This window comes from Asticcacaulis tiandongensis, assembly GCF_006475605.1.
GTDB lineage: Bacteria > Pseudomonadota > Alphaproteobacteria > Caulobacterales > Caulobacteraceae > Asticcacaulis > Asticcacaulis tiandongensis.
Map to the genome: position 1 here is coordinate 24,140 of NZ_SSBC01000019.1, position 22,566 is coordinate 46,705.

Below are 22,566 nucleotides of genomic sequence, written 5' to 3' on the forward strand. Positions count from 1 at the left end.
ATAATGAGACACAGGCCCCTTAAGGGCTACAGGCACACACAGGAAAGCGCACCATGGCCATAAAGCGTTTCGTTGACGCCCATGTTCACTTCTGGGACCTGTCCCACCTCCGTTACGACTGGTTATCCCCGCCGTTTTCCGATACCGGCCCCAATGGCAATGTCTCGATCATTGCCCATAATTACGGGGTCGCTGACTATCTGTCTGACCTTGCCGGAATCACTGTCGAAGGGGCGGTGCATATTGATGCCGGTGCCCGCGCCGATCAGGCGCTTCTGGAAACCGAATGGCTGCAAAAAAAGGCCGACACCGAAGGATTTCCGTCGGCCATCGTCGCCTATGCCGCCCTTAACGAAGCCGGTGCCGAGGCCCTTCTGGCGCAGCATGTGGCGCACAAAAACGTGCGCGGCATCCGTCAGATTCTCAACTGGCACCCCGACGCCAACCTGACCTACACGCAACGTGACCTGCTCAAAGACGACGCCTTTCACACAGGTTATGCCCTGCTCGGGAAATATAACCTCTCCTTCGACCTGCAACTCTACCCCAATCAGATGACCGACGCCGCAGCACTAGCCGCAAAGCATCCGGATATCCCCGTCATCATCAACCATCTCGGCATGCCCGTTGACCGCTCACCGGGCGGGATCGGCTTCTGGGAGCAGGGCATGAGACAGCTTGCCGCCCTGCCGCATGTCTCGGTCAAGATATCCGGTCTCGGCTTTGGTGACCGTAACTGGTCAATCAACAGCGCGCGCGACATCATACTGAAAACCATAGAGATTTTTGGAACGGATCGGGCGATGTTCGCCTCTGATTTCCCGACCGACAAACTGTTTGCCAACTATAAAAACCAACTGGCCGTTTTCGATGAACTGACCTCCGACCTCAGCGAGACTGAGCGCGATAATCTGTTCGCCGCCAATGCCTTACGTATCTACAGGATCTAGGAAATGACCCCCAATCCCCTTATCGGCGTCTTCTTTCACTGGCTCGGCGGTCTCGCTTCCGCCAGCTTCTATGTGCCCTATAAACGCATCCGTTTCTGGTCGTGGGAAATCTTCTGGCTGACCGGCGGCATCTTCTCGTGGTTGCTGGCACCGTGGCTGTTTGCCTCGATCCAAACCAATGATTTGCTTGGTGTTTTATCGTCACAGTCCGGCAACACCCTGTTCTGGTGCTTCTTCTGGGGCCTGCTCTGGGGCTTTGGCGGCCTGACCTTCGGCCTGACCATGCGTTATCTGGGCTTAAGCCTCGGCATGGCCCTGATCATGGGCCTGACCACGGTTATAGGCACCCTCGGCGGGCCTATTTTTAACGGCACTTTGGGCGGCATCCTCGCTACCACCAGCGGTCAGGTCGTCATGGCCGGTATCGTCTTTGTGCTTCTGGGCATCGCCATTGTCGCCATGGCAGGCAACCAGAAAGAAAAAGAATTCCGCCACGACTCCAGTGCTCAGGACGTCGCCGGACGCGGGGAATTCAACCTGAAAAAAGGCGTCGCCATCGCCATTTTCTCCGGCGTCATGTCGTCGTGTTTCGCCTTTGGCCTTGAGGCCGGTGCGCCTATCCGCGAAGCCTCCGCCGCCGCAGGCACAGGGCCGCTCTGGGTCGGCCTGCCGGTGCTTTGCGTCGTGCTGCTCGGGGGTCTGACGACCAACCTGATCTGGTGCGCCTATCTGATTATTAAGAACAAATCTGCCCGCGAATGGGTCGGTGAAGTTAAGGGCGGCGAAGGCAAAAAAGCGCCTCTGGCCCTGAACTACTTCCTTGCCGCACTGGCCGGTACGCTCTGGTACTTCCAGTTCTTCTTCTACACCATGGGTGAAAGCCAGATGGGCGCCTACGGCTTCTCCAGCTGGACGCTGCACATGGCCTCGATCATCCTGTTCTCGACTCTTTGGGGCTTCTTCCTCAAGGAATGGAAAGGTACCTCGTCAAAGACACAGCTCACCGTCTGGGCCGGTATCGCTTCGCTTCTGGCAGCAACCGTCATTATCGGTATCGGCAATATGCTGGCCGGTGGCGGTGGCGGACACTAATCCCCTGTCCCCATACTCCCCTAGCTTGCTGGGGGAGGTGTCCGGCCATGCCGGACAGAGGGGGGTTCTTACTTCCTTTCAGTACCGATAAATCAAAGGGCGCGGGCAGGCTTATCCTCCCGCGCCTTTTCTCTTGCCTCAGAATATGTATGACGTATTATGATGAAAATCATAATGAGAGAAACGCCATGACAAACGCGATATCCGCTACGGGCTTTAACCGCCGCCATTTCCTTGCCGCCACCGGAATAGCCGCCGGTATCGGGGCCACGACCGCTCAGGCGCGTGCGCAAAAAGCAGGGTTCGGCGTCACGGATTTACGCGCTGAACATACGGTTGACCTGCTGGGTACCGATGTGCGCCAGCCGCGCCTGTCATGGCGTCTGACCGGCTCAGACCGCGGCCTGAAACAGGTAAGCTACCGCATCCGCGCCGCCTCCACACCTGACACCTCTGCCGCCAATCTCTGGGATTCCGGCGTCATAGAAGGCGACCAGAGTTTTGATATCCTCTATGCCGGAAAGCCCCTTGTCATCGGTCAGCGCGTCTGGTGGTCAGTGGAGGTCACCGACGCCAAAGGCCGCATCGCCAGCGCCCAACCGGCATGGTTTGAAACGGGTTTCCTCTCCCCTTCTGACTGGCAGGCCGACTGGATCATTGCCGAAGACGCACTGGCCGAAGGCGACCGCCGCGCCGGTCTGAAATGGATCTGGGCCGATAAGGCGCTCGATAACCGGCCCCATGCGTTCCGCCTTGACTTCGACGCGCCGCAAACCCTTGCCAAAGCGGAGGTTTTCGTTGCCGGAAAGGACTGGATCAGGGGCGTCTGGGCCAATGGTGAACAGCTCCCGACACCCGATCAACTGGTGCCGAACTGGGGCACACTGGTGCCGGTACCGGCCAAAATCACGGCCGGAAAAAACAGCGTCTGCGTCCTCGTTGAAGCCGAAACCACTGGCTTTTTTCCGGTCGATGGCGGGGCTTTCGCGGCACTTATCCGCCTGCACCTGAACGACGGTACAATCATCCGTTACGTCAGCGACTTCAACTGGAAGGTAAACCCGACTCCACCGGCCAACTGGCACGCTGCGGATTTTAATCCCACCCGCTGGGTCAATGCGCAAAAATCCGGTTCCGACGCGCAAAACGACCCGCGCCCCGCTGAACCCGCCATGTTGCTGCGCACCGAATTCACGCCGCAAAAACAGGTGGTTACTGCCCGCCTCTATGCCACAGCGCTGGGCGCTTTTGAGGCCCGCCTCAATGGCCACAAGGTCGGCAAGGCCTATCTGACACCGGAAATCAGCGTCGCGGACTCGCATATTTTCTACAATATTTTTGACGTCACCGAACAGGTCAGAAACGGCCCCAATGCGCTCGGTTTTATCGTTGGCGACGGCTTCTATGCCACCGCCTTCGGATGGCGTCTGGAACGCTATGGCTTTGGCCCTGCACCGCGCCGGTTGCTGGCCCAGCTAAGGCTCGACTATGCCGACGGCACGTCCGAATGGGTAAAGACCGGCCCCGACTGGCGCATCGGGAAATCCCCGCTGATCACCTCTGAAATCTATGACGGCGAAGTCTATGATGCGCGCCTCGAAACCCCTGACTGGGACAAGGTTGGCTTCAATGCCACCCACTGGCCGCAGGTGCATGTCGGTCAGGCCTATGACGGCGACATTCTCCCCCTGACCAGCCCCCTGCTTGAGCAAATCGGCACCCGCCGCGCCACCATCAGCCAGCCTAAACCCGGCATCTATGTGCTGGATTTCGGGCAAAATTTCTCCGGCTGGGTGCGCCTTAAGGTCAATGGCCAGTCCGGCCAGACCGTCAAGCTGAAATTCGCTGAAATATTAGGCGCAGACGGTGAAGTCGACATGGCCAATCTGCGTATGGCCAAGTGCACCGACTACTATACCCTGAAGGGCGATCCGGCAGGCGAGGTCTATGAACCGACCTTCACCTATCACGGTTTCAGATATGTGCAGGTCGAAGGTTTCCCCGGCACGCCAAGGCCCGCCGACATCGAAGGGATTGTCATCTCCAGCGCCTGTAAGGAAACCGGCACCGTCAAATTTGACAAGGCCCCGCTCATTCAGAAATTCTGGGAAAATGCCCTGTGGAGCCAGCGCTCCAACTTCTTCTGTGTGCCAACCGACTGCCCGCAGCGTGACGAGCGCATGGGCTGGATGGGCGACATTCAGATCTTCCTGGATGCCGCCGCCTTCAATATGGAGGTCGATCCGTTTATCCGCCGCTTCCTTATCGAGGCCCGCGCGGCGCAACGTCCTGATGGGGGCTATCCGATCGTTGTACCGCAACCGCAATCCTTCCCCGATGTAGTGACGCAAGGGTGGTCAGAAGCCGGTCTGATCCTGCCCTATATGCTATGGAAGCGGTATGGCGACACGCCGGTCATCGAAGAAAACTGGGACGCGATGACCAAATGGATGGACTTCCTTATCGGTCACAATCCCGATCATATCTGGCGTAAGGAACGCGGACTTGATCTCGGGGACTGGCTGTCCGTCGATGCCATTAAGCCCGATGACGAAACGACACCGCGCATCCTGTGTGCCACCGCCTTCTGGGCCTTTTCCGCTGACCTGATGCGTGAAATGGCCGAGATCACCGGACGCACCACTGAGGTTGAGAAATACGCTGATCTGCGTCAGAAAATCGGCGCCGCCTATGCCCGTGAATTTATTGATTCTAATGGCAAATGTGGCAATGGCAGCCAGACCTCGCAAATCCTGTCGCTCTACTTCGGACTTGTGCCTGACGCGCTCAAACCCGCCGCCACAAAGGTGCTGACCGACGAAATCCGTGGTCGCGGCATGAAGCTTTCGACGGGCTTTTTAGGCACGCCCTATATCCTCGATGTGCTGGCCGATAATGGTCAGTATGACGTGGTGTCCGGCCTGCTGTTGCAACGTGAGCGACCCTCATGGGGCTATATGCCACTTAAGGGTGCGACCACCATGTGGGAACGCTGGGACTCCGACACGGGTGATCTCGCCATGAATTCCTATAACCACTACGCCTTTGGCGCGGTGATCGGATTCATGTATCGCCGTCTGGCGGGCATAGATACCGCTGCCGCAGGCTTCCGGCGCATCCGCGCCGCGCCGCTTTATCTGCCCGATGTTGGTGACGTCAGCGCCACCTATCAGTCGGTTCTGGGTGAAATCAAAACATCCGTGCGCGGCAATGCCGGTGGCCTCAAAGCCTTTGACCTGACTATTCCCGCAGGCACTACCGCCGAAGTCATATTGCCTCAGGGCCAATGGCGCGAAGGCGGACGCGCCGTTACCGCACATAAGGAGGTTGCGGTTCTGGCGCAAACGGGCGGCTATGTAACCCTTGAGGTTGGTTCCGGCAGCTACCGCTTCTCGGCCTAGAGTAACCAGATATGTGATCACAAAGACGTCTTGCCGGAAAGGGTGAACTATGGTTCCACTTAAGCGAACCATAGGACATCTGCCGTGACGACACCCCTTTCCAATACGCCTTCGCTTGATCATTTCTGGATGCCGTTTACGGCCAATCGCCAGTTTAAACAAAGTCCGCGACTGCTGGTGGCGGCACACGGTATGCACTACACCGCTGACGATGGCCGCACCGTGCTTGATGGTACGTCCGGCCTGTGGTGCGTTAATGCCGGTCATGGCCGCAAACCCATCACAGAGGCCCTGTCGCGTCAGGCGCAGACCCTTGATTTCGCCCCGACCTTCCAGATGGGTCACCCGATTGCCTTTGAATTTGCCGAGCGTCTGGCCGACATTGCGCCCACCGGTACAGGCGGCAAGCTCGACCGGATTTTCTTCACCAATTCCGGTTCGGAATCCGTCGATACGGCGCTGAAGATCGCCATCGCCTATCAACGCACCATCGGTCAGGGCACACGCACCCGCTTTGTCGGGCGTGAAAAAGCCTATCATGGCGTAGGCTTCGGCGGCATTTCGGTCGGCGGTCTGGTCAACAACCGCCGCGTCTTCCCGCAACTGGGCGGCGTCGATCACCTGCGCCACACCCATGACCTGAGCCGCAACGCCTTCAGTCCTGACCTGCCCGAACATGGTGCCGATCTGGCCGATGATCTTGAACGGATTGTCGCGCTGAACGGTGCCGAAACCATCGCCGCTGTCATTGTTGAACCTGTGGTTGGCTCAGCCGGTGTTCTGCTGCCACCCAAGGGCTATCTGCAACGCCTGAGGGACATCGCCACTAAACACGGCATCCTGCTGATATTCGACGAAGTGATTACCGGTTTCGGGCGTCTGGGTTCTGCCTTCGCGGCTGATCATTTCGGCGTTACCCCCGATATGGTCACCACCGCCAAGGGCCTGACCAACGGCGTCATTCCCATGGGCGCAGTCTTCACCAGCCGCCCGATACATGATGCCCTGATGAGCGGGCCTGAAAGCGCGATTGAGCTTTTCCACGGCTATACCTATTCCGGCCATCCGATCGCCTGCGCCGCAGGGCTTGCTACCCTTGATGTCTATGAAGCCGAAGGTCTTCTGAACCGCGCCACTGAGATCGAATCCTACTGGCGTGACGCCATCCACAGCCTCAAGACCGCCAAACACATTATTGACACCCGCGCTATTGGCCTTATGGCCGGTATCGAATTACAATCGCGCCCTGACGCCATTGGCCAACGCGCCTATGATGTCTTTGTCGATTGCTTCAATAAGGGCCTGCTGATCCGTGTCACCGGCGACACTATTGCCCTGTCGCCGCCACTGATCATTGAACCCCATCAGATTCATGAGATCGTCTCAGTTCTCGGCGACGCCATCAACCGCGCCGCCTGACAATCAGACCACCTCCACCTCAACCCGACAGTCCCGCACAGGCAGTATATCGCCGTCGAGTGACACCCCATCGACCCTAAGCGAAGGCCGGTCGCCACGCCGGATATGGATGTCATAGGTCACGCCCCTGAACTGTCGCTTAACCCGCGCTTCCGGCCAATGTGCGGGCAGGTTCGGCCTGATCTGCAACCCCTCAGCCGTCCCCTTAAGACCAAACAGCTCCTCGATGACAATGCGGTAAACCCACGCCGCCGTACCGGTATTAAACAGCTGCGATGACCGGCCCGCCGTCTGCGGATGCTCACGAAAGGCCCCGCGATAATAGTTGGGTACAAACACCGGAATCTGGCCGCGCTGAAGGTAATCCGCCTCACCTGGCCCCGTCAGCATGCGACGCAAAATATCAAAGCCCTTATCGATATGTCCGGTCTGATAGAGGCTATAGATATAGAACGCCGCCGCATGGTTATAGACCGAGCCGTTTTCCGCCGCCCCCGCCGATTTCTGCGTCAGCCGCCCGACATCTTCACGCATGGCCGTATAGGGTGCCCCAAGCATCTCAACGCCATAAGGCGTCTCAAGACGGGATTCGACTGCCGCCAGTATCTTATCCGTCTGGGCCCGATCCGCTGCACCGGACAGAAGCGCAAAGCTTTGCGGATTAAGATAAATTGCCCCCTCAGCATCGGTTTTTACACCAAACGCCGTCCCGTCATCCGTAATGCCACGCGCAAACCAGTCCCCGTCCCACAGGTGACTATTGACCGCCCTGTTGATCTCATCGGCCCGTAAGGCCCACTGGCCCTCACCAACGATCTTCGCCCACAGATCACAGGCATAGGCCACCGCCACACTGAGCCAGCCGGACACCCCGCGTCCTTTGTAGCCGACCATATTCATCGGGTCGTTCCAGTCGCCCTGATCGATGAAACTTAAGCCCCGTTCATCACGCGTCACCCACAGATGGATCAGCGCCGCCTCAAGCCGGTCACGCACCTTGCGCCCTTCGACGACCACATCAAGCAGCGCGTAATCACCCGTCTCACTGAGATAGGCTTCGCACCACATAAACAGCCACACGCAATGATCCGTATGCGGCACCTGATTTATGTAGCTGAACTCGGCTTCGGCATAGAGCTTGATACCATCTGGCATGGCCCCATCTTCGTGCTGCTGTGACAAAGCATATAAAAACGCGTCCCGCGCCTTTTCCGGCTGGACATAGACCATGCCCATAGCGTCCTGCACAAAATTGCGCGTCTGAGGGTCGGTCGTCAGGCGGTTAGTGTCGCCATGATAATAGACCTGTCGCGCCAGCCAGTGATTGACGAATTCATCAAGATGCGCATCCGGCGTCTCAATGCTCAGGACGCCCGCCCCTTCGGCCAGATAAGCTTTGTAATCGGCCTCAGCCTGTTCAAACGCCCCATCTGCAAACCAGCGTTCGCGCACAGCGGCGATCTCGGCCTCGTCCTTGGCGGGGCCAAACAACAGGCGGTTGTCAAAGGCCTCACCGTCGGCCAGCGTCACCTCAAACTCAAGGATACAGGCGGGCGTCTCATAGACTGCGACACCGCCCCGTAATCCCTCACGCACCCCGTCGGGGTTCATCAGGCCGCCCTCACCTTCAAAGACCTCCTGCCGCGCTTCAAACCCGTCCGGTGTCACAGCGCTCAACAGGAACGTCTTATCCTTGAAATCCTTGTTTTTGAAATAGTCAGCCACCTTCTGATAGGGCGTGACGCACGTACCGACGATACCCCCCAGTTCCGGCTCGTATTTCGCCGACTGGTTCATCCAGCTCATGAACCCAAGCGGGAAATAGACAAACAGGCTTAAATGCCGCGTACGCCCCGACCGGTTTTCAAGCCCCAGCGACCATAGCTCCACCACCTCATCCACCGGCAGACGCAAATTAAGCCGCCCCGCAAGGCCGTCTTTTTCCGTCTCCCACGTCAGGTCATGTGGCGTCTGCGTGAAGGCAAACCGGTCCGGCGTCTGGCGCACGGGTTCATGCGGCAATGAGAAAACCTCGCCCGTATCGCGATCCTTCACATAGACAAACCGCCCCGGATGGTGGGCGAAATAGGCTTGTTCCGGCAGGATGAAGGTCTTGGCCTGAATGACCGGCGCATGGGCATAACGCGCCGGTTCCGGTTGCATGAACATAGCCGTGACATAGCCCCGCGCCGATGCATGCAGCATCATCTTGCGGTTCCATAAAAACCCCGAAGCGCGTGGCAGAGCGGTCGGCGACCGAAGCGTACACACACCGTCTTTGAACGTAATCAGTGACATGACTTAGACACTCTCACGACGACGCAGCAACTCAGTGGTCACGGCTTCCATTTTGGTACGATTAAGACCATAGAAGGCCAGAATGAGCACCGACAACAGAGCCACCGCCGCTGGCGCCAGACTCATCAGAAGCCTTAGGGTCTGCTGTGACTCCTCTGTCTGGCTGGCATTGGCGACATAGCCTACCGCTGTCAGCGCTCCACCGATAACAAAGGACGCAAGCGCGCCCCCCAGTTTCTGCGAAAAGGTTGCCGCCGCATAGGTCATGGCCGTCGCCCGTCTACCGGTCTTGTATTCCGTATAGTCAGCCGTATCGGCATACATCGAAAACGACAGCGGCGACTTCGGCCCCAGACACAGACCAATCAATATCTGAACGGCAAACATCAGCCCGATCTGATCCGCCGGAATGAAGAAGAAGGTGGCTGAAAATACGGCCACCAGTCCCATCAGAACCATCAGCAATATCTTCTTGTCGACAAAACGCGTCAGCACCGGCGTCAGCAAGGCCCCCGTCGCCAGCGCAATGCCATAGACCGTCAGGAACGGACCGATCAGGTCTTCGCGTTCGGCGACATAGCGCATGAAATAGGCTGATGTGCTCATACGCAGCGTAATGGTCACCATGATCACCAGTGAGATGACAAACAACACCATCCACGGCCCGTTGCGCGTCAGATCAGCAATGTCACTGAACGGGCTGGTTTTCTGACCGGCGGGCGGGCTGATACGTTCGCGCGTATTCAGAAACAACACCGCCATGATCGCACAGGCCGCCATGCCATAGACGGCCATGGTCAGGGGCCAGCCTTCGGTGCCGCCGCCAAAGAATTTCACCAGATGCGGCGTGCAATAGGTAACAATCGTGCCGCCTAAAAATCCGCCGAAAAAGCGAAACCCGTTAAGCGTGGCGCGTTGCTGGCCATCGGCACTCATCACCCCCGACAGGGCGCTATAGGGGATATTGCCGATCGTATAGGCCAGCATCAGCAGGTTAAAACAAACATAGGCATAGACCAGCTTGGCGGCATGATCGAGATCAGGCGTATAGAAGGTCAGGGTCCCCATCACCGCCAGCGGAAAAATCCCGCCGAGGATATAGGGTCTGAAGCGACCATATTTTGTCTGCGTCCGGTCGGCTATGGCCCCCATCAAGGGATCGGTAAAGGCATCGAGCAGGCGACTGACCAGCATCAGCGTACCGGCCTCAACCGGCGTAATCCCGAAGACATCGGTGAAAAAATAAAGCCCGAAGGCCGAGATCATCGTCCAGTAGAAATTATAACCGAGATCCCCGAAGCCATAGCTTACCTTTTCGCGTAAGCTGAGCTTTTGCCCCTGTACTGTCATGATGTGCCGCCCTGTTTTTTATCATTTATTGTTGTCTTGTTTCGTCGCAGAAAAGCAAACAAAATAAGCCATGTCAACGTTGTCATGACTTGTGCCCTATCCCCTTGCTTAGGGGGTAGACAGATAAGGGCGAAGGCTGGTACCTTTTTATCTGATAAATAAAAGCTTTTGTCAGATAATAAAAAGTTCCAACGCACCTTGCCACGCCTGACCATTATTGACCTTGCCCAAAGAGCAGGCGTTTCGCCCAAGACGATTTCGCGTGTCCTCAACAAGGAACCGGGCGTCCGGGCCGACAAGCGCGAACTGATCGAGCGCCTGATCACTGAGACCGGCTTTAAGCCCAATCCCGCCGCCCGCGCCCTTCAGGGGTCACGCAGCTATATGATCGGGCTGATTTTTGAACGCCCCGTTACCCACTATTACCAGCATGAACTTCAGATGGGTGCCCTGAGCGCCTGCCGTCAGGCGGGATACCATCTGGTGATCGAAGGTCTGGCTGAGCTCAGACCGCACGGCATGGACTATCTGAAACAAAGGCTGATCACCTCACGCTTTGACGGCGTCATCCTGCCGCCGCCCGTGGGCGATGACCTTGAGATCATGGCGTTGTTTGATGACCTCAAGGTCCCCTATGTGCGGATTTCACCAACCACGGAAATCGAGAACAGCCCTCAGGTCTATATTGATGACGAACAGGCCGCCTTTGACGCCACCTCATGGCTGATTGGTCTGGGTCACCGGCGTCTGGCCTATATTGAAAACCTGAAAGGCGGCGGATCGAACCTGCGCCGCAAGGCCGGTTTTTTACGCGCCATGACGCATCACGGCCTTGAGTTGCACCCCGAATGGGTGATGCGCGGTGACCCTGAGGTCAATAACGGATTTGATGAGGCCGAGGCCCTGCTGTCCATGCCGGATCGCCCGACGGCCATCTTCGCCGCCGCGGACTATATTGCCTTTGGTGCCCTTGCCGCCGCCGCAAAGCTCAAACTTTCCGTTCCTGATGATGTCAGCATCGTAGGCTTTGACAATGCACCTACCGCCTCAAGCGTCTGGCCGCCCCTGACCAGTGTGCATCAACCGATGAACGATCTGGGCGAAGCGGCGACACGTCTGCTGATAGACCGCCTTGAGGGCCGCGACGTGTCCACCTCTCAGCAGCTAGAATACCACCTCGTCCGGCGGGCCTCCGCCGCCGCACCCCCGATTACAGTGTGACTCCCATGCCCCAGACCCAACGTAAATGCTTCGCCGTTGACCTCCACGATGAGGACGACAAGATCGCCCGCTACAAGGCCTGGCATAAGGCCGGTGCCGTACCTGCCGCCGTTACCGCTGCCATTCGTGCCGATGATATCCGCGAACTGGAAATCTGGTGCGTGGGCGACCGCATGTTTCTGCTCATGGAACAGGGGCAGGATTTCGATCCGGTGGCCAAGGCCGCGCGTGACAAGGACAATGCCGACGTCAGGGCCTGGGACGCACTGATGGCCAGCTTTCAGAAACCCCTGCCCTTTGCGCCGGATCAGACATGGGTGGAAATGGAACGCATCTATGCCCTGTCGGAACAACCCTGATCTTCGGGCTTTCCTTATTTGACAATAGATTTTGCCCCCGAAAACAGGCATGGTTTCTCAGCCTCTTGATCTCACCCCTTTTGAAACGACGCGTACCTCATGAAAGCCGATAACCAGAAGCTTTACCAGCCGATCATCGCCGCCCTTCAGGCCGACATCGCCGCCGGACATTTCGTCAAAGGCGGACGCCTGCCGCCTGAGCGAGTGCTGGTTGAGCGTTTTCAGGTCAGTCGCCTGACCGTGCGCGAAGCCATGATCGGCATGGAAATCTTAGGTCTGGTCGAAGCCCGTCGCGGCTCAGGCGTCTATGTGATCGCCTCGCCCGAAGAGGCGCTGAAACCCTCCGACCTTGATATCGGTGCCTTTGAACTGACACTGGCGCGTCAGCTGATCGAAGGCGAAACCGCCGCCCTTGCCGCCACAACCGCCACCCCCGAAGACGTCGCCGAGTTAGAGCAGGTGCTGCAACGGATGGAAGACAAAAGCCACCTCGGGGTGACGCTCGATACCGAAGCCGAAGACCGTGAATTCCACATGGCCATCGCCCGTCTGACGCGCAACGAGGCGCTGGTCTTTGTCGTGCGCTCCCTGTGGGATATCCGCGACCATTCACCGCTGTGTATCGAAATTCTGCGCCGGTCGCGCTCGGCAGGGGTCACGCCGGTTATCGAAGAACACCGCGCTATCTATACGGCCATTGCCGCCCGCGATCCGCATGCGGCGCGTAAGGCCATGCACGACCATCTGGGACGCGTCATCGACAACCTGTTACGCGTTACCGAGGCCGAAGACTCAGACACCCGCAAGGTATCTGCCTGATTTTGCAAGGTCTGCGCTGCATTTCAACTTGCTATTGGAGCAGGCCTCGAATATTGGTCTGATAACTTTTGCTGTCTGCCATCTTATCAGGGCCTTCCCCATGTCGTCTGTTGTCGCCAAAATCGTATCTGCCAAGGTTATCGTCACCTGCCCGGGGCGTAACTTCGTCACGCTCAAGATCGAAACGGATCAGGGCGTCTATGGGATCGGCGACGCCACGCTCAATGGCCGTGAGCTGTCGGTTGTTGCCTACCTCGAAGAACACGTCATTCCGAACCTGATCGGCAAGGATGCCCAGCGCATCGAAGACATCTGGCAGTTCCTTTATCGCGGGGCTTACTGGCGTCGCGGGCCGGTGACCATGTCGGCTATTGCCGCCGTCGATACAGCGCTGTGGGACATCAAGGGCAAGATCGCCGGCCTGCCGGTCTATCAGCTTCTGGGGGGCCGCTCACGCGATGGCGTTCTGGTCTATGGCCACGCCAATGGCTCCGATATTTCGCACACCTCCGAAGAGGTCGCCCGCTATAAGGAAATGGGCTACCGCGCCATCCGCGCCCAGTCAGGCATTCCGGGCGTCAAAGGCGCATACGGCGTTGGTCGCGGCTCGATGTACTATGAACCTGCCGACAGCACCCTGCCCGAAGAAACCGTATGGAACACCCGTTCCTACCTTAACTACACGCCAAAGCTGTTTGAAAAACTGCGTCTGGATCACGGCGATGAGATCGAACTGCTGCACGATGTGCACCACCGCCTGACGCCGCTTGAGGCCGCGCAACTCGGCAAATCCCTTGAGCCTTACAAGCTGTTCTGGATGGAAGATTCCACACCGGCGGAAAATCAGGAAGCCTTCAAACTGATCCGTCAGCACACCACCACCCCTCTGGCGGTCGGTGAAATCTTCAACACCATCTGGGACTGCAAAGACCTCATTCAGAACCAGCTGATCGACTATATCCGCACCACGGTTGTCCATGCGGGCGGCATCACGCACCTGCGCCGTATTGCCGATCTGGCCTCGCTCTATCAGGTTCGCACCGGCAGCCACGGCGCGACCGACTTGTCACCGGCCTGCATGGGCGCAGCCCTGCATTTTGATACATGGGTGCCGAACTTCGGTATTCAGGAATATATGCGTCACACGCCGGAAACCGATGAGGTCTTCCCGCATGACTACAGCTTCGCTGACGGCTATCTGAAAATCGGCGACACCCCCGGCCACGGCGTCGATATCGACGAAAAGCTGGCGGCGAAATACCCTTACGAGCCAAAGCAATTGCCTATCGCCCGCCTGACCGACGGCACGCTCTGGAACTGGTAAAGCAAAAACCTCCCGAAGACGGCTTCGGGAGGTTTTTTGAATTTAAGCGCCCAGTGTGTCCGCCACCTTGACGGCATAGCGATCCGTCATGCCCGATACAAAATCCGTCAGGGCATGAACGGCATCGTAGGGCGTATCCACCCCGTCAAGATCAAGATGGAACGCGCGGACCAACTGCTTATGATAGGGGGACAAGCCCTCCCGATCCCAGCCGCTACGTTCCAGATCATCCAGCACCGGCATCAGCCCGTTCATGATACGCCAGATGACATTACGGCCGTAAATTTCCAGCTCCGTCTTGCGCGGTGCATTAAAAATACGGTCGCGGGCAATCTGCTTGATGGCGGCGAATTCGTCAGCCTTATCCGACACCTCAATCAACGATTTTGAGAAACTGCCGTCCATCAGCGCATCGTAATGAACCTTGAACGCCTCAACGCAGGCGGTAATCGCGCCGGTTATCGCCTGCGCCCGAAGAACCGATATCTCCGCCGAGGGTGACTTTTGGGTGCTAGGCTTATTACGGCGGGCAAATAAAGACGCCAATGACTCGCTGGCCTGCGCAAAACTGACATCGCCGCTGACGAAGGCGTCTTCCATGTCCATGATATTATAACAAATATCATCCGCCGCCTCCATCAGGAAGACCAACGGGTGCCGCCGCCACCATGTCCCCTGCGGCGTGGTTTCTGACGGCAGCCCCAGTTCCGCCGCGACCTGCGCGAACATTTCGGCATCATTGTCAAACAGGCCGTATTTTTTCAGTCCGCAATAGGTATCCGGTCGGGCATGGCTGACATTGGCCGTGGCCGGATATTTGGTGAAGGCCCCCAACACCCCAAGGCTCAGACGCATCCCGCCTTCATTGACGTACATCTCGGTACGCGCCACGATACGAAAGCCCTGCGCATTGCCTTCAAAGGCCTTGAATGCCTGATGAAAGCGCGGCTCAAGGGCCTTTAATATCCCCTGAGGCTGCACCAGCTTTTCAGCAAACCAGTTACCGATCGCCGCCTCACCGGAATGGCCAAAAGGCGGATTACCGATATCGTGCGCCAGACAGGCCGCCTGAACAATACCGGCGATCTTGTCTCTCTGGGCGATATTGATACGCCCCTCATCGACCAGCCATTGCCCGACCTCGATCCCCAGAGAGCGCCCGACACTGGCCACTTCGATACTGTGGATCAGCCGGTGATGAATATGGTCGTTGTCATAGAGCGGATGCACCTGCGTCTTGTTGGCCAGACGGCGAAATGGCGCGGAAAAGGTAATCCGGTCCATGTCCTGCATGTACATGGGACGGCCCGGCCGCTCGGCATAGTCCGGTGACATCAGCCGCGTCGTGTTCAACAGTCTGTCCCAGTCCATATCGCCTCCGTAAGACCCGCACCTACCCCGAACCAGACAGGAATAATCGGGGAAACATATCGATTCTTTTCACACCTCTACCGTCATATGGACGTCCATAGTCAGAAAGGCAAACAGCGCGATGAGCATCAGGTACAGGCTGGGATGTAGGCTTACCTATGACGTAAGGCAACCCGCCGTCTTTATCTTTAACATTCAGGTCGCCGCCCTAAGGCGTCACACCCACCTGAACGAACAGTTGCGCCTTACCCCTGACTTGGCCACCGACCACTATATCGTACCGGATTACCATAACCGCTACCTCAGGGTTCACGCACCCGTTGGCCCCTTAAGCCTCGACTATCAGGCCGAGGTTACGCTGCACCCCTTTCGCGCCGATCCGTCACAGATCAATGAAACGCCGGTGAGTAAGCTTCCGCTCTATTGCGTGCCCTATCTGCTGCCCTCGCGTTTTGTGCCGTCCGATCGTCTGGCCGGTTTCGCGCGCAAGGAATTCGGCCACCTGCATCGCGGCTATAGCCGCGTCACCGCCATCTGCAACTGGCTCTTTGAGCATATTGATTACCGCTTCGGGGCGTCCGATTCCCAGACTACCGCCGCCGAAAGCCTGATCCGTCGCGCCGGTGTCTGCCGCGACTTTGCCCATCTGGGGATCGCCTTCTGCCGCGCGCTGGAAATCCCCGCCCGTTACGTCAGTTGCTATGCGTTCGGCCTTAAACCCAATGACTTTCACGCGGTTTTTGAAGCCTATCTCGACGGACGCTGGTGGCTGTTTGACGCCACGCGCATGGCTCCGCTTGACGGCCTGATCCGCATTGGGGCTGGGCGCGACGCCGCCGAAATCGCCCTAAGTTCCGATTTCAGCGGTGCGGTGGTTCACGGCCTGACCGATATCCATATCGAGCGCCTTGATGCCTTGCCCGAAGGTTTTACGCGCACCACCGACGCCATTTCCACAGACGATGCTGCCCTTGAACTGCCGCAAGATGAACCGGTTATGAACGAATTGCGGCCATAGCCTTCTGCGAATGTGACGGCTGCGACATATTGCGTAGCAAAAACCACACACTCGGGGTCATGTGTCTGACAAATGCGGCTATTTGCCGAAAGGTGCGACGGAAGACGTACTTTTGCGCGTAAACACTCGCATACACCTTTTACGTTGAAAACAAACAAGAAGAAGACTCCTGTGCCAGCCATGACCCTTACGCCAAGCCGTAATCTTCGCTACCTGTCCTGTTCGGTAGCCGTCAGTGCCCTGATGGCCTTCGCCCCCGCAGCACTGGCACAGTCCGCTCCCTCTCAGGCAACTCCGGCTCCAGCGGCTCAGGCTCAGGCTCCGGCCACACAGGGTAACGCTATTGCCACTCAGCCTGCGGCATCGGCACAATCTGCGCCTCAGCCAGAACAGCCGCCCCAGACGGCGGCACCCTCCAATGCCGATGATATTGACGAAATCACCACCGTCACCGTTGCCGGTCAGCGTCCGCGCAACCGTATCGACCGCGAAGTCTATGACCCCAAGGACGATCCTGACACCCCGATCTCAAGCGCAGCGGATGCGCTCAATAAGGCCCCCGGCGTCAATGTCGATCCCGAAGGCAATATTACGCTTCGTGGCAAGGAAGGCGTACAGGTTCTGATCGACGGCAAGCCTTCGGTCATGACGCAGGGCGAAATGCGCGCCGCCACCCTGCAATCCATGTCCGCTGACGATATCGATTCCATCGAAGTCATTACCAATCCGTCGGCTGAATTTGGCGCCGAAGGCGGGTCGGGTATCATCAACCTTGTGATGAAGCGCAACCGCCGTCCAGGTAAGACGCTCGGCATCAATTTTGGTGGTGGCTCTGATGACAGCCGCAACGCCAGCCTGTCCGCCGCCTACAACAGCGGCCGCTCAACCCTGTCCGGTGGCCTGAACTACCGCGAAATGAACCGCGAAAGCGAAAGCAACACCATCCGCGAACGCTATAACCCCAATACCGACACGACTACGCGCGGCGAAAGCAGCAGCAGCGGCAAGAACCAGATGACCAATTCCGGTGTGTCGGCTGGCTGGGACATCAATGTCAACGACAATGACAGCATTGGCGTTCAGGCGCAGTTCAACAAAATGGACCGCGACAGCCGCTCGATGAACACCAGCACCGACTTCAATGCTGCCGGAGATCCGTCCAACGCCTTCACCAGTGAGCGCGTCTCGAGCGGTGAACGTCAGAACGGCTCTTTCCGCTTTAATTTCAATCACAAGGGCGATCAGGACGGCGAAACCTTCAAGACCGATATTCGTCTGTCAAAGTCAGAAAACACAGACGATTCGATGACGACGCAGCTCTACAGCGTCGGCACGCGTCCGGATAACCGCACCCAGCAACAACGCTATGATGAAAACGAAGCCATCAATATCAGCGTTGACTATAAACGCCGCATCGGTGACGGCGAACTGGCCGTCGGCGGTGAATTTGATGTCGGCAAGAACACCTATGACAACCTCTATTACGACGTTGATCTGGCGAATGGTGACCGCACCCTCAATACGATCCGCAGCAACCGCTTCATCCTCGATCAGGATGAAACCGAAGCCTATGTCACCTATCAGGTGCCCGTAGGCACTAAATGGACGGTGCTCGGCGGTCTTCGGGTCGAACACACCGAAATCACCATCAATCAGGTCACGACAAACCTGCACCGTACCAACAGCTACACCAAGCTGCACCCCAGCCTGCACCTCAGCTATTATCTGACCGACAACAGCAAGCTGCGCTTCTCCTATTCGAACCGCATCCGTCGTCCGGGCGCCAACCAGCTCAATCCGTTTATTGTCTATCATAACGAAGAAAACGCCTCGTCCGGTAACCCTGACCTTAAGCCGCAAACCACCCATTCGTTTGAAGGCGGGTACGAATACAACAAGGACGGCCGAACCTTCACCTTGCGCGGCTTCTACCGCAAGGACGAAGATACCTTTGTTGAACGCAGCTACTATATCGACAACAACACCGTCCTCCTGACCACGCGTGAAAACGGTGGCGAAGGTCAGTCCGGCGGTATCGAAATCGCCCTGAACGGCAAGGTCACCGATAAGCTCAATATCGATCTGCGCGGCACCTTAAGCTATGACGAGCTCAATACCCGCCGTGGCGGTGTTGATATCAAATCCGACGCCACCTCGGTCAATGGCCGCGCACGCCTCGACTACCGCCTGACACCGGCGGATCGCGTACAGCTGATGATCAACGCTCAGGGCAAGCAACTGACCGGTCAGGGCTATAATGATCCGGTCTATACGGCGGACCTCAGCTACAGCCACCGCTTCTCAAACAAGCTGTCGATGAACCTCCGCGTGCAGGATCTGTTCGATTCCGGTGAGCGCAAGCGCGTGATCCAGACCGAAACCCTGAACCAGACCTCCTACAGCAACTGGGGCGGCCGTACCTTCTATATCGGCTTCTCGATCAACCCGTTTGCCCGCACGGCACCGACCAATAGTGACGATATGGGCGGCGGTCGCATGCGCGGCCCCGGCGGTGGCGGTTTCGGCGGCGGCCCACGGTAATTTTTTACACTCAGATTATGTCTGATCGGGAGGCCTCTGGCCTCCCTTTTTTATGGCTGTATGTCCATTGACCTTATCCATGTAAGACGCCTAAACTCCTGAAAACAAAGGGTGTTGAGGGGGATATCTGATGATAAGGCAGGTTTTAGCTACATTGGCAGCCCTCCTGCTCATAGGGCTTTATATGTACCCTATTGCGCAGATCATGATCTCTGATCCGGCCAACCCCGCCTTCGATTTGCAAACCATGGTGCCCGAAGCGGATATGGAGCGGGTAAGGGCCGACTACACCACATTTGTCAGCGGAGACCTGAGCGAACTGCAAGCCCGCATGGATTCCAGTCTGCGCACACCGGAAACACTGACCCAGCTTACGACCATGCGCGAGATGTTACCCGAAGGGGTGCCTGCCCCGGCCAGACTGATCAATATGAACTGGCGTCTTGTAGAATCCACAAATGGCTCAAGGCGCATGACCGAACTTGTCGTGGCATACGACTATCCCGACAAAACCGTTCTGTTTACTGCCGCCTATACTGAACAGGCAGCTGGTGTCACGATCAACCGAATGTTTCTCCAGCCCGACGCCGGATCATTGCTCCAAACCCATAGGGTAGGTTTTGACCAGCTATCCCCGCCCCATATCCTATTCATAACGCTCTATCTGATTATCATGACCATAACCGTATGGGCACTGTATAGCTGCCTTATGACCACGGGCCTTAAGTGGAAATGGGCATGGGCCATATTCATCCTTATTGGCATCGGCTCGGTGTCATTTCAGTGGAGCGGCGGCGCATTGACCCACATACAACCCCTTTTCATAAGATTGCCGTCAGCCGCAATTTCGCAGATGTTCTTCCAAAGTGCGGTGGTTCATTTCAGCCTCCCTCTGGGTGCTGTTCTCTTCCTGTTGCGACGGTTTAAATCCCGCAAGGCCGCGCCCGTTACCCTGACCCAGGACGAACCTGCGACCTGATTTTCATACGCCAATTCCCTACAGCACCCCTTTTTATTCATGAATAAAACTATTTTTACGCGCGGGTTTCCAAGCTGGAAACGTGGTGCTACCGATAGCTTAAGCAAAGAATATAAGAGGAAATGCCATGTTACGTCGTACCCTGCTCACAGGCCTTGGTCTGCTGCCCTTTATTGCGCCCGTCTCTGCCCTTGCGGCCCAGATTGGCGTCAACACCCCCTTCCCGCCCCTGAGCCGTGAACGCATCAACCAGCTGCCCGCCTCAGAACGTCAGGCATGGCTCGACTACCTGACGCGCTCGCAGACGCAGATGGACGCCGACAAGGCCGCCTTACGGGCGGAACGTGTGGGTCTGACCGCCTACCCTGCCCCGCCCAAGGACGGTAACGGTGTCAACACCATGCCGCTCGATAAACCCGACGACTGGTACGGCTCCGACGAAGCCAAACTCATCACCGCCAATATCATCAGCTTCCAGACCCCTGCCGGTGGCTGGGGCAAAAACCAGCCGCGCAATGCCCCGCCGCGTGAACGCGGGCAGCTTTATGTCATCGACGAAAACCGCCAACCGCCAATCGATGATTTCGACAATCCCCCCGACCCGCGCTGGCACTATGTCGGCACCACCGACAATGGCGCGACCATCCACGAAACCCGCTTCCTCGCCCGCGTCGTTGCGACCACCGGAGACGAAGCCGCCAAGGCCAGCGCCCTCAAGGCCCTGAACTATTTCCTGAATGCGCAATTCCCCAATGGCGGCTGGCCACAGGTCTGGCCGCTTGAGGGGGGCTATCACGACGCCCTGACCTATAACGACAATGCTATGATATCGGTCACCGCCCTTGTTGGCGACGCCGGACGTACCGAAGGTGATTTTGCCTTTGTACCGCCTGAAATGCGCGCGCGCCTTCTGAAGGCCGAACAAAAAGGCACAGAGATTTTCCTCAAAACGCAGGTGGTCATCAACGGCAAACCCACCCTATGGGCACCGCAATATGATGCCCTGACCCTGACGCCCTGCTCGGCGCGCAACTATGAAATGCCCGCCCTAAGCTCGACCGACAGCGGGTCTGTGCTTGTCTATCTGATGCAGCATCCTGACCCGTCACAGGAAATGAAAGCGGCCATTCACACCGGCATAGCCATGCTGAAATCTCTGGCCATCGAAGGCATGGACTTCACCTTCGCAGAAGACGTAGGTGCCCGCCGCCTTATCCCCAAACCTGACGCCGCCCCCATCTGGGGCCGCTACCTTGACCTTAAGACCCTGCAACCCATTTTCGGTGCGCGCTCCAAAGCCATCTATGATGATATTGCCGATGTCGAAACCGGCGCGCGCAAAGGCTACGCCTGGTACAGCCGTGCCCCGCAACGCGCGCTTGATGCCTATGTGGCATGGTCAGCAAAACATCCATGAAGCAAAGGTGGCTGAAGAAGCCTACTCCCCCTCCAGCCACTTCTCCGTCCAGCCAAACTCCGCTGAGATGGCCCGCGCCGTCGCTATGACCTCGGCAATGAGCGCCTGCATGCGGTCGTCATCCATATATTGCGCGGCACTCGACAAACTGAGCGCGCCAATAATGCGGTTGCCCATATCGCGGATCGGTGCGGCGACGCAGCGGATACGGTCTTCGTTTTCTTCAAGGTCGAAGCTGTAGCCCCCCTCGGCATAGGTTTTCATACGCTTCAGCCATTCCGCACGCCCGACCATATAGCCCGGATGTGTCATGGATTCCGCATCATAGACCGCCGCCCATTGTTCCGGCGTTTCATCAAGCAACAGCGCCTTGCCCAATCCTGTCGACCGCAAGGGATGACGATCCCCGACACGCGAAGAAATCTCGACCCGACGCCCGCCCGGCACCTTATCGAGATAAAGCGCCTGATCGCCGTCGCGTATCCCCAGATGCACCGTATCACTGGTGGCATGGGCCAGATTGACCAGATAGTCATGCGCCGTCCGCGTCAGGCTCATCTGACGTGACGCCTGATGTCCCAGTTCAAGCAGCTTCGGCCCTAACGAATAGCCGACGCGCGGCGTAAAATTCAGAAAGCGCTGATCCACCAAGGTTGACGCCAGCCGGTGTGCCGTCGAACGCGTAAGCCCCAGCGCTTCCGAAATCGCCTGTACCGTGACATGACCATCCGACACCGCTGAAATCACATCCAGCCCGCGCACAAGGGTCTGCGTCCCTGCTAAGGGTTTGGCATCATCAGTCTTCGTCTCGTCCAGCCTGTCTTTCACCTTGTGTACCTTGTAACCCTGTGGACTGCGTGCCTCAGTGGTGCACATTTGCGTGCGCTTCGGGATTCCCAATTGACGCTGTTTTCATCATTATATAAGACGCATATCTAAATATTGGGACAAGTTCAACCGGTTCCGACCGGCGGCACAATGCCCTAAGGAGACAACAGCGGCCCAAC

General features: G+C 57.6%; 16 protein-coding genes. 12 read left to right on the forward strand and 4 right to left on the reverse strand.

What is annotated here, in order from left to right; all coding sequences use genetic code 11:
- Window positions 1–53 precede the first annotated feature (53 nt).
- The 4 genes from E5201_RS10990 to aptA all read left to right on the forward strand — a co-directional run bounded on the left by E5201_RS10990 (window position 54) and on the right by aptA (window position 6,862).
- Entirely contained in the window at window positions 54–950 is an 897-nt protein-coding gene (locus tag E5201_RS10990; protein ID WP_140986152.1) for an amidohydrolase family protein, read from the forward strand.
- Between the two features lie 3 nt (window positions 951–953).
- Window positions 954–2,042 carry an L-rhamnose/proton symporter RhaT gene (gene rhaT, locus E5201_RS10995; RefSeq protein ID WP_140986153.1) on the forward strand — a complete coding sequence of 363 codons (1,089 nt, stop codon included), beginning with the start codon at window positions 954–956 and terminating at the stop codon, window positions 2,040–2,042.
- A 188-nt stretch (window positions 2,043–2,230) separates the two neighbouring features.
- The gene (locus tag E5201_RS11000; protein ID WP_181404610.1) at window positions 2,231–5,443 is read left to right on the forward strand and encodes an alpha-L-rhamnosidase; all 3,213 of its coding nucleotides are present in this window, start codon (window positions 2,231–2,233) and stop codon (window positions 5,441–5,443) included.
- Between the two features lie 84 nt (window positions 5,444–5,527).
- On the forward strand, window positions 5,528–6,862 hold the full coding sequence (gene aptA / locus E5201_RS11005; RefSeq protein WP_483964209.1) for an omega-aminotransferase AptA: 1,335 nt from the start codon (window positions 5,528–5,530) through the stop codon (window positions 6,860–6,862).
- Window positions 6,863–6,865: 3 nt separating this feature from the next.
- Here the strand turns inward: aptA and E5201_RS11010 are convergent, their stop codons facing one another.
- The gene (locus E5201_RS11010) at window positions 6,866–9,160 is read right to left on the reverse strand and encodes a GH36-type glycosyl hydrolase domain-containing protein (protein WP_140986155.1); all 2,295 of its coding nucleotides are present in this window, start codon (window positions 9,158–9,160) and stop codon (window positions 6,866–6,868) included.
- Window positions 9,161–9,163: 3 nt separating this feature from the next.
- Window positions 9,164–10,510 (reverse strand): MFS transporter, encoded by a 1,347-nt coding sequence (locus tag E5201_RS11015; protein WP_140986156.1) that lies wholly within the window; start codon window positions 10,508–10,510, stop codon window positions 9,164–9,166.
- 168 nt (window positions 10,511–10,678) lie between these two features.
- Between E5201_RS11015 and E5201_RS11020 the strand changes: the two genes are divergently transcribed.
- The 4 genes from E5201_RS11020 (at window position 10,679) to manD (ending at window position 14,233) form a co-directional block, all read left to right on the forward strand.
- Entirely contained in the window at window positions 10,679–11,731 is a 1,053-nt protein-coding gene (locus E5201_RS11020; protein WP_246050600.1) for a LacI family DNA-binding transcriptional regulator, read from the forward strand.
- Between the two features lie 5 nt (window positions 11,732–11,736).
- A complete protein-coding gene (locus E5201_RS11025; protein ID WP_140986157.1) occupies window positions 11,737–12,090 on the forward strand; it encodes an L-rhamnose mutarotase in 354 nt (117 codons plus the stop codon).
- A 99-nt stretch (window positions 12,091–12,189) separates the two neighbouring features.
- On the forward strand, window positions 12,190–12,909 hold the full coding sequence (locus E5201_RS11030; RefSeq protein WP_140986158.1) for a FadR/GntR family transcriptional regulator: 720 nt from the start codon (window positions 12,190–12,192) through the stop codon (window positions 12,907–12,909).
- Window positions 12,910–13,009: 100 nt separating this feature from the next.
- The gene (gene manD, locus E5201_RS11035) at window positions 13,010–14,233 is read left to right on the forward strand and encodes a D-mannonate dehydratase ManD (RefSeq protein ID WP_140986159.1); all 1,224 of its coding nucleotides are present in this window, start codon (window positions 13,010–13,012) and stop codon (window positions 14,231–14,233) included.
- Window positions 14,234–14,275: 42 nt separating this feature from the next.
- Here manD and dgt read toward each other — a convergent pair whose 3' ends face one another.
- Window positions 14,276–15,604, reverse strand: a complete 1,329-nt coding sequence (gene dgt, locus E5201_RS11040) for a dGTP triphosphohydrolase (RefSeq protein WP_140986160.1) — start codon at window positions 15,602–15,604, stop codon at window positions 14,276–14,278.
- A gap of 121 nt (window positions 15,605–15,725) precedes the next feature.
- Between dgt and E5201_RS11045 the strand changes: the two genes are divergently transcribed.
- From E5201_RS11045 to pelA, 4 genes are all read left to right on the forward strand, one after another.
- Window positions 15,726–16,622, forward strand: a complete 897-nt coding sequence (locus E5201_RS11045; protein ID WP_219993613.1) for a transglutaminase-like domain-containing protein — start codon at window positions 15,726–15,728, stop codon at window positions 16,620–16,622.
- Window positions 16,623–16,802: 180 nt separating this feature from the next.
- Window positions 16,803–19,163, forward strand: a complete 2,361-nt coding sequence (locus E5201_RS11050) for a TonB-dependent receptor domain-containing protein (protein ID WP_181404611.1) — start codon at window positions 16,803–16,805, stop codon at window positions 19,161–19,163.
- A gap of 184 nt (window positions 19,164–19,347) precedes the next feature.
- Window positions 19,348–20,142, forward strand: coding sequence for a hypothetical protein (locus tag E5201_RS11055; protein ID WP_140986162.1), 795 nt, complete (start codon window positions 19,348–19,350; stop codon window positions 20,140–20,142).
- 127 nt (window positions 20,143–20,269) lie between these two features.
- Window positions 20,270–21,559: a pectate lyase gene (gene pelA / locus E5201_RS11060; protein ID WP_140986163.1), complete on the forward strand. Its 1,290-nt coding sequence runs from the start codon at window positions 20,270–20,272 to the stop codon at window positions 21,557–21,559.
- A 21-nt stretch (window positions 21,560–21,580) separates the two neighbouring features.
- Here pelA and E5201_RS11065 read toward each other — a convergent pair whose 3' ends face one another.
- The gene (locus tag E5201_RS11065; RefSeq protein ID WP_246050602.1) at window positions 21,581–22,387 is read right to left on the reverse strand and encodes an IclR family transcriptional regulator; all 807 of its coding nucleotides are present in this window, start codon (window positions 22,385–22,387) and stop codon (window positions 21,581–21,583) included.
- Window positions 22,388–22,566 lie beyond the last annotated feature (179 nt).

Excerpts from the sequence above, each read along its gene's own strand:
- E5201_RS10990 (WP_140986152.1), top strand. The coding sequence starts at position 54 with ATGGCCATAAAGCGTTTCGTTGACGCCCATGTTCACTTCTGGGACCTG.
- rhaT (WP_140986153.1), top strand. The coding sequence starts at position 954 with ATGACCCCCAATCCCCTTATCGGCGTCTTCTTTCACTGGCTCGGCGGT.
- E5201_RS11000 (WP_181404610.1), top strand. The coding sequence starts at position 2,231 with ATGACAAACGCGATATCCGCTACGGGCTTTAACCGCCGCCATTTCCTT.
- E5201_RS11010 (WP_140986155.1), bottom strand. The coding sequence starts at position 9,160 with ATGTCACTGATTACGTTCAAAGACGGTGTGTGTACGCTTCGGTCGCCG.
- E5201_RS11015 (WP_140986156.1), bottom strand. The coding sequence starts at position 10,510 with ATGACAGTACAGGGGCAAAAGCTCAGCTTACGCGAAAAGGTAAGCTAT.
- E5201_RS11025 (WP_140986157.1), top strand. The coding sequence starts at position 11,737 with ATGCCCCAGACCCAACGTAAATGCTTCGCCGTTGACCTCCACGATGAG.
- E5201_RS11030 (WP_140986158.1), top strand. The coding sequence starts at position 12,190 with ATGAAAGCCGATAACCAGAAGCTTTACCAGCCGATCATCGCCGCCCTT.
- manD (WP_140986159.1), top strand. The coding sequence starts at position 13,010 with ATGTCGTCTGTTGTCGCCAAAATCGTATCTGCCAAGGTTATCGTCACC.
- dgt (WP_140986160.1), bottom strand. The coding sequence starts at position 15,604 with ATGGACTGGGACAGACTGTTGAACACGACGCGGCTGATGTCACCGGAC.
- E5201_RS11045 (WP_219993613.1), top strand. The coding sequence starts at position 15,726 with ATGAGCATCAGGTACAGGCTGGGATGTAGGCTTACCTATGACGTAAGG.
- E5201_RS11050 (WP_181404611.1), top strand. The coding sequence starts at position 16,803 with ATGACCCTTACGCCAAGCCGTAATCTTCGCTACCTGTCCTGTTCGGTA.
- E5201_RS11055 (WP_140986162.1), top strand. The coding sequence starts at position 19,348 with ATGTACCCTATTGCGCAGATCATGATCTCTGATCCGGCCAACCCCGCC.
- pelA (WP_140986163.1), top strand. The coding sequence starts at position 20,270 with ATGTTACGTCGTACCCTGCTCACAGGCCTTGGTCTGCTGCCCTTTATT.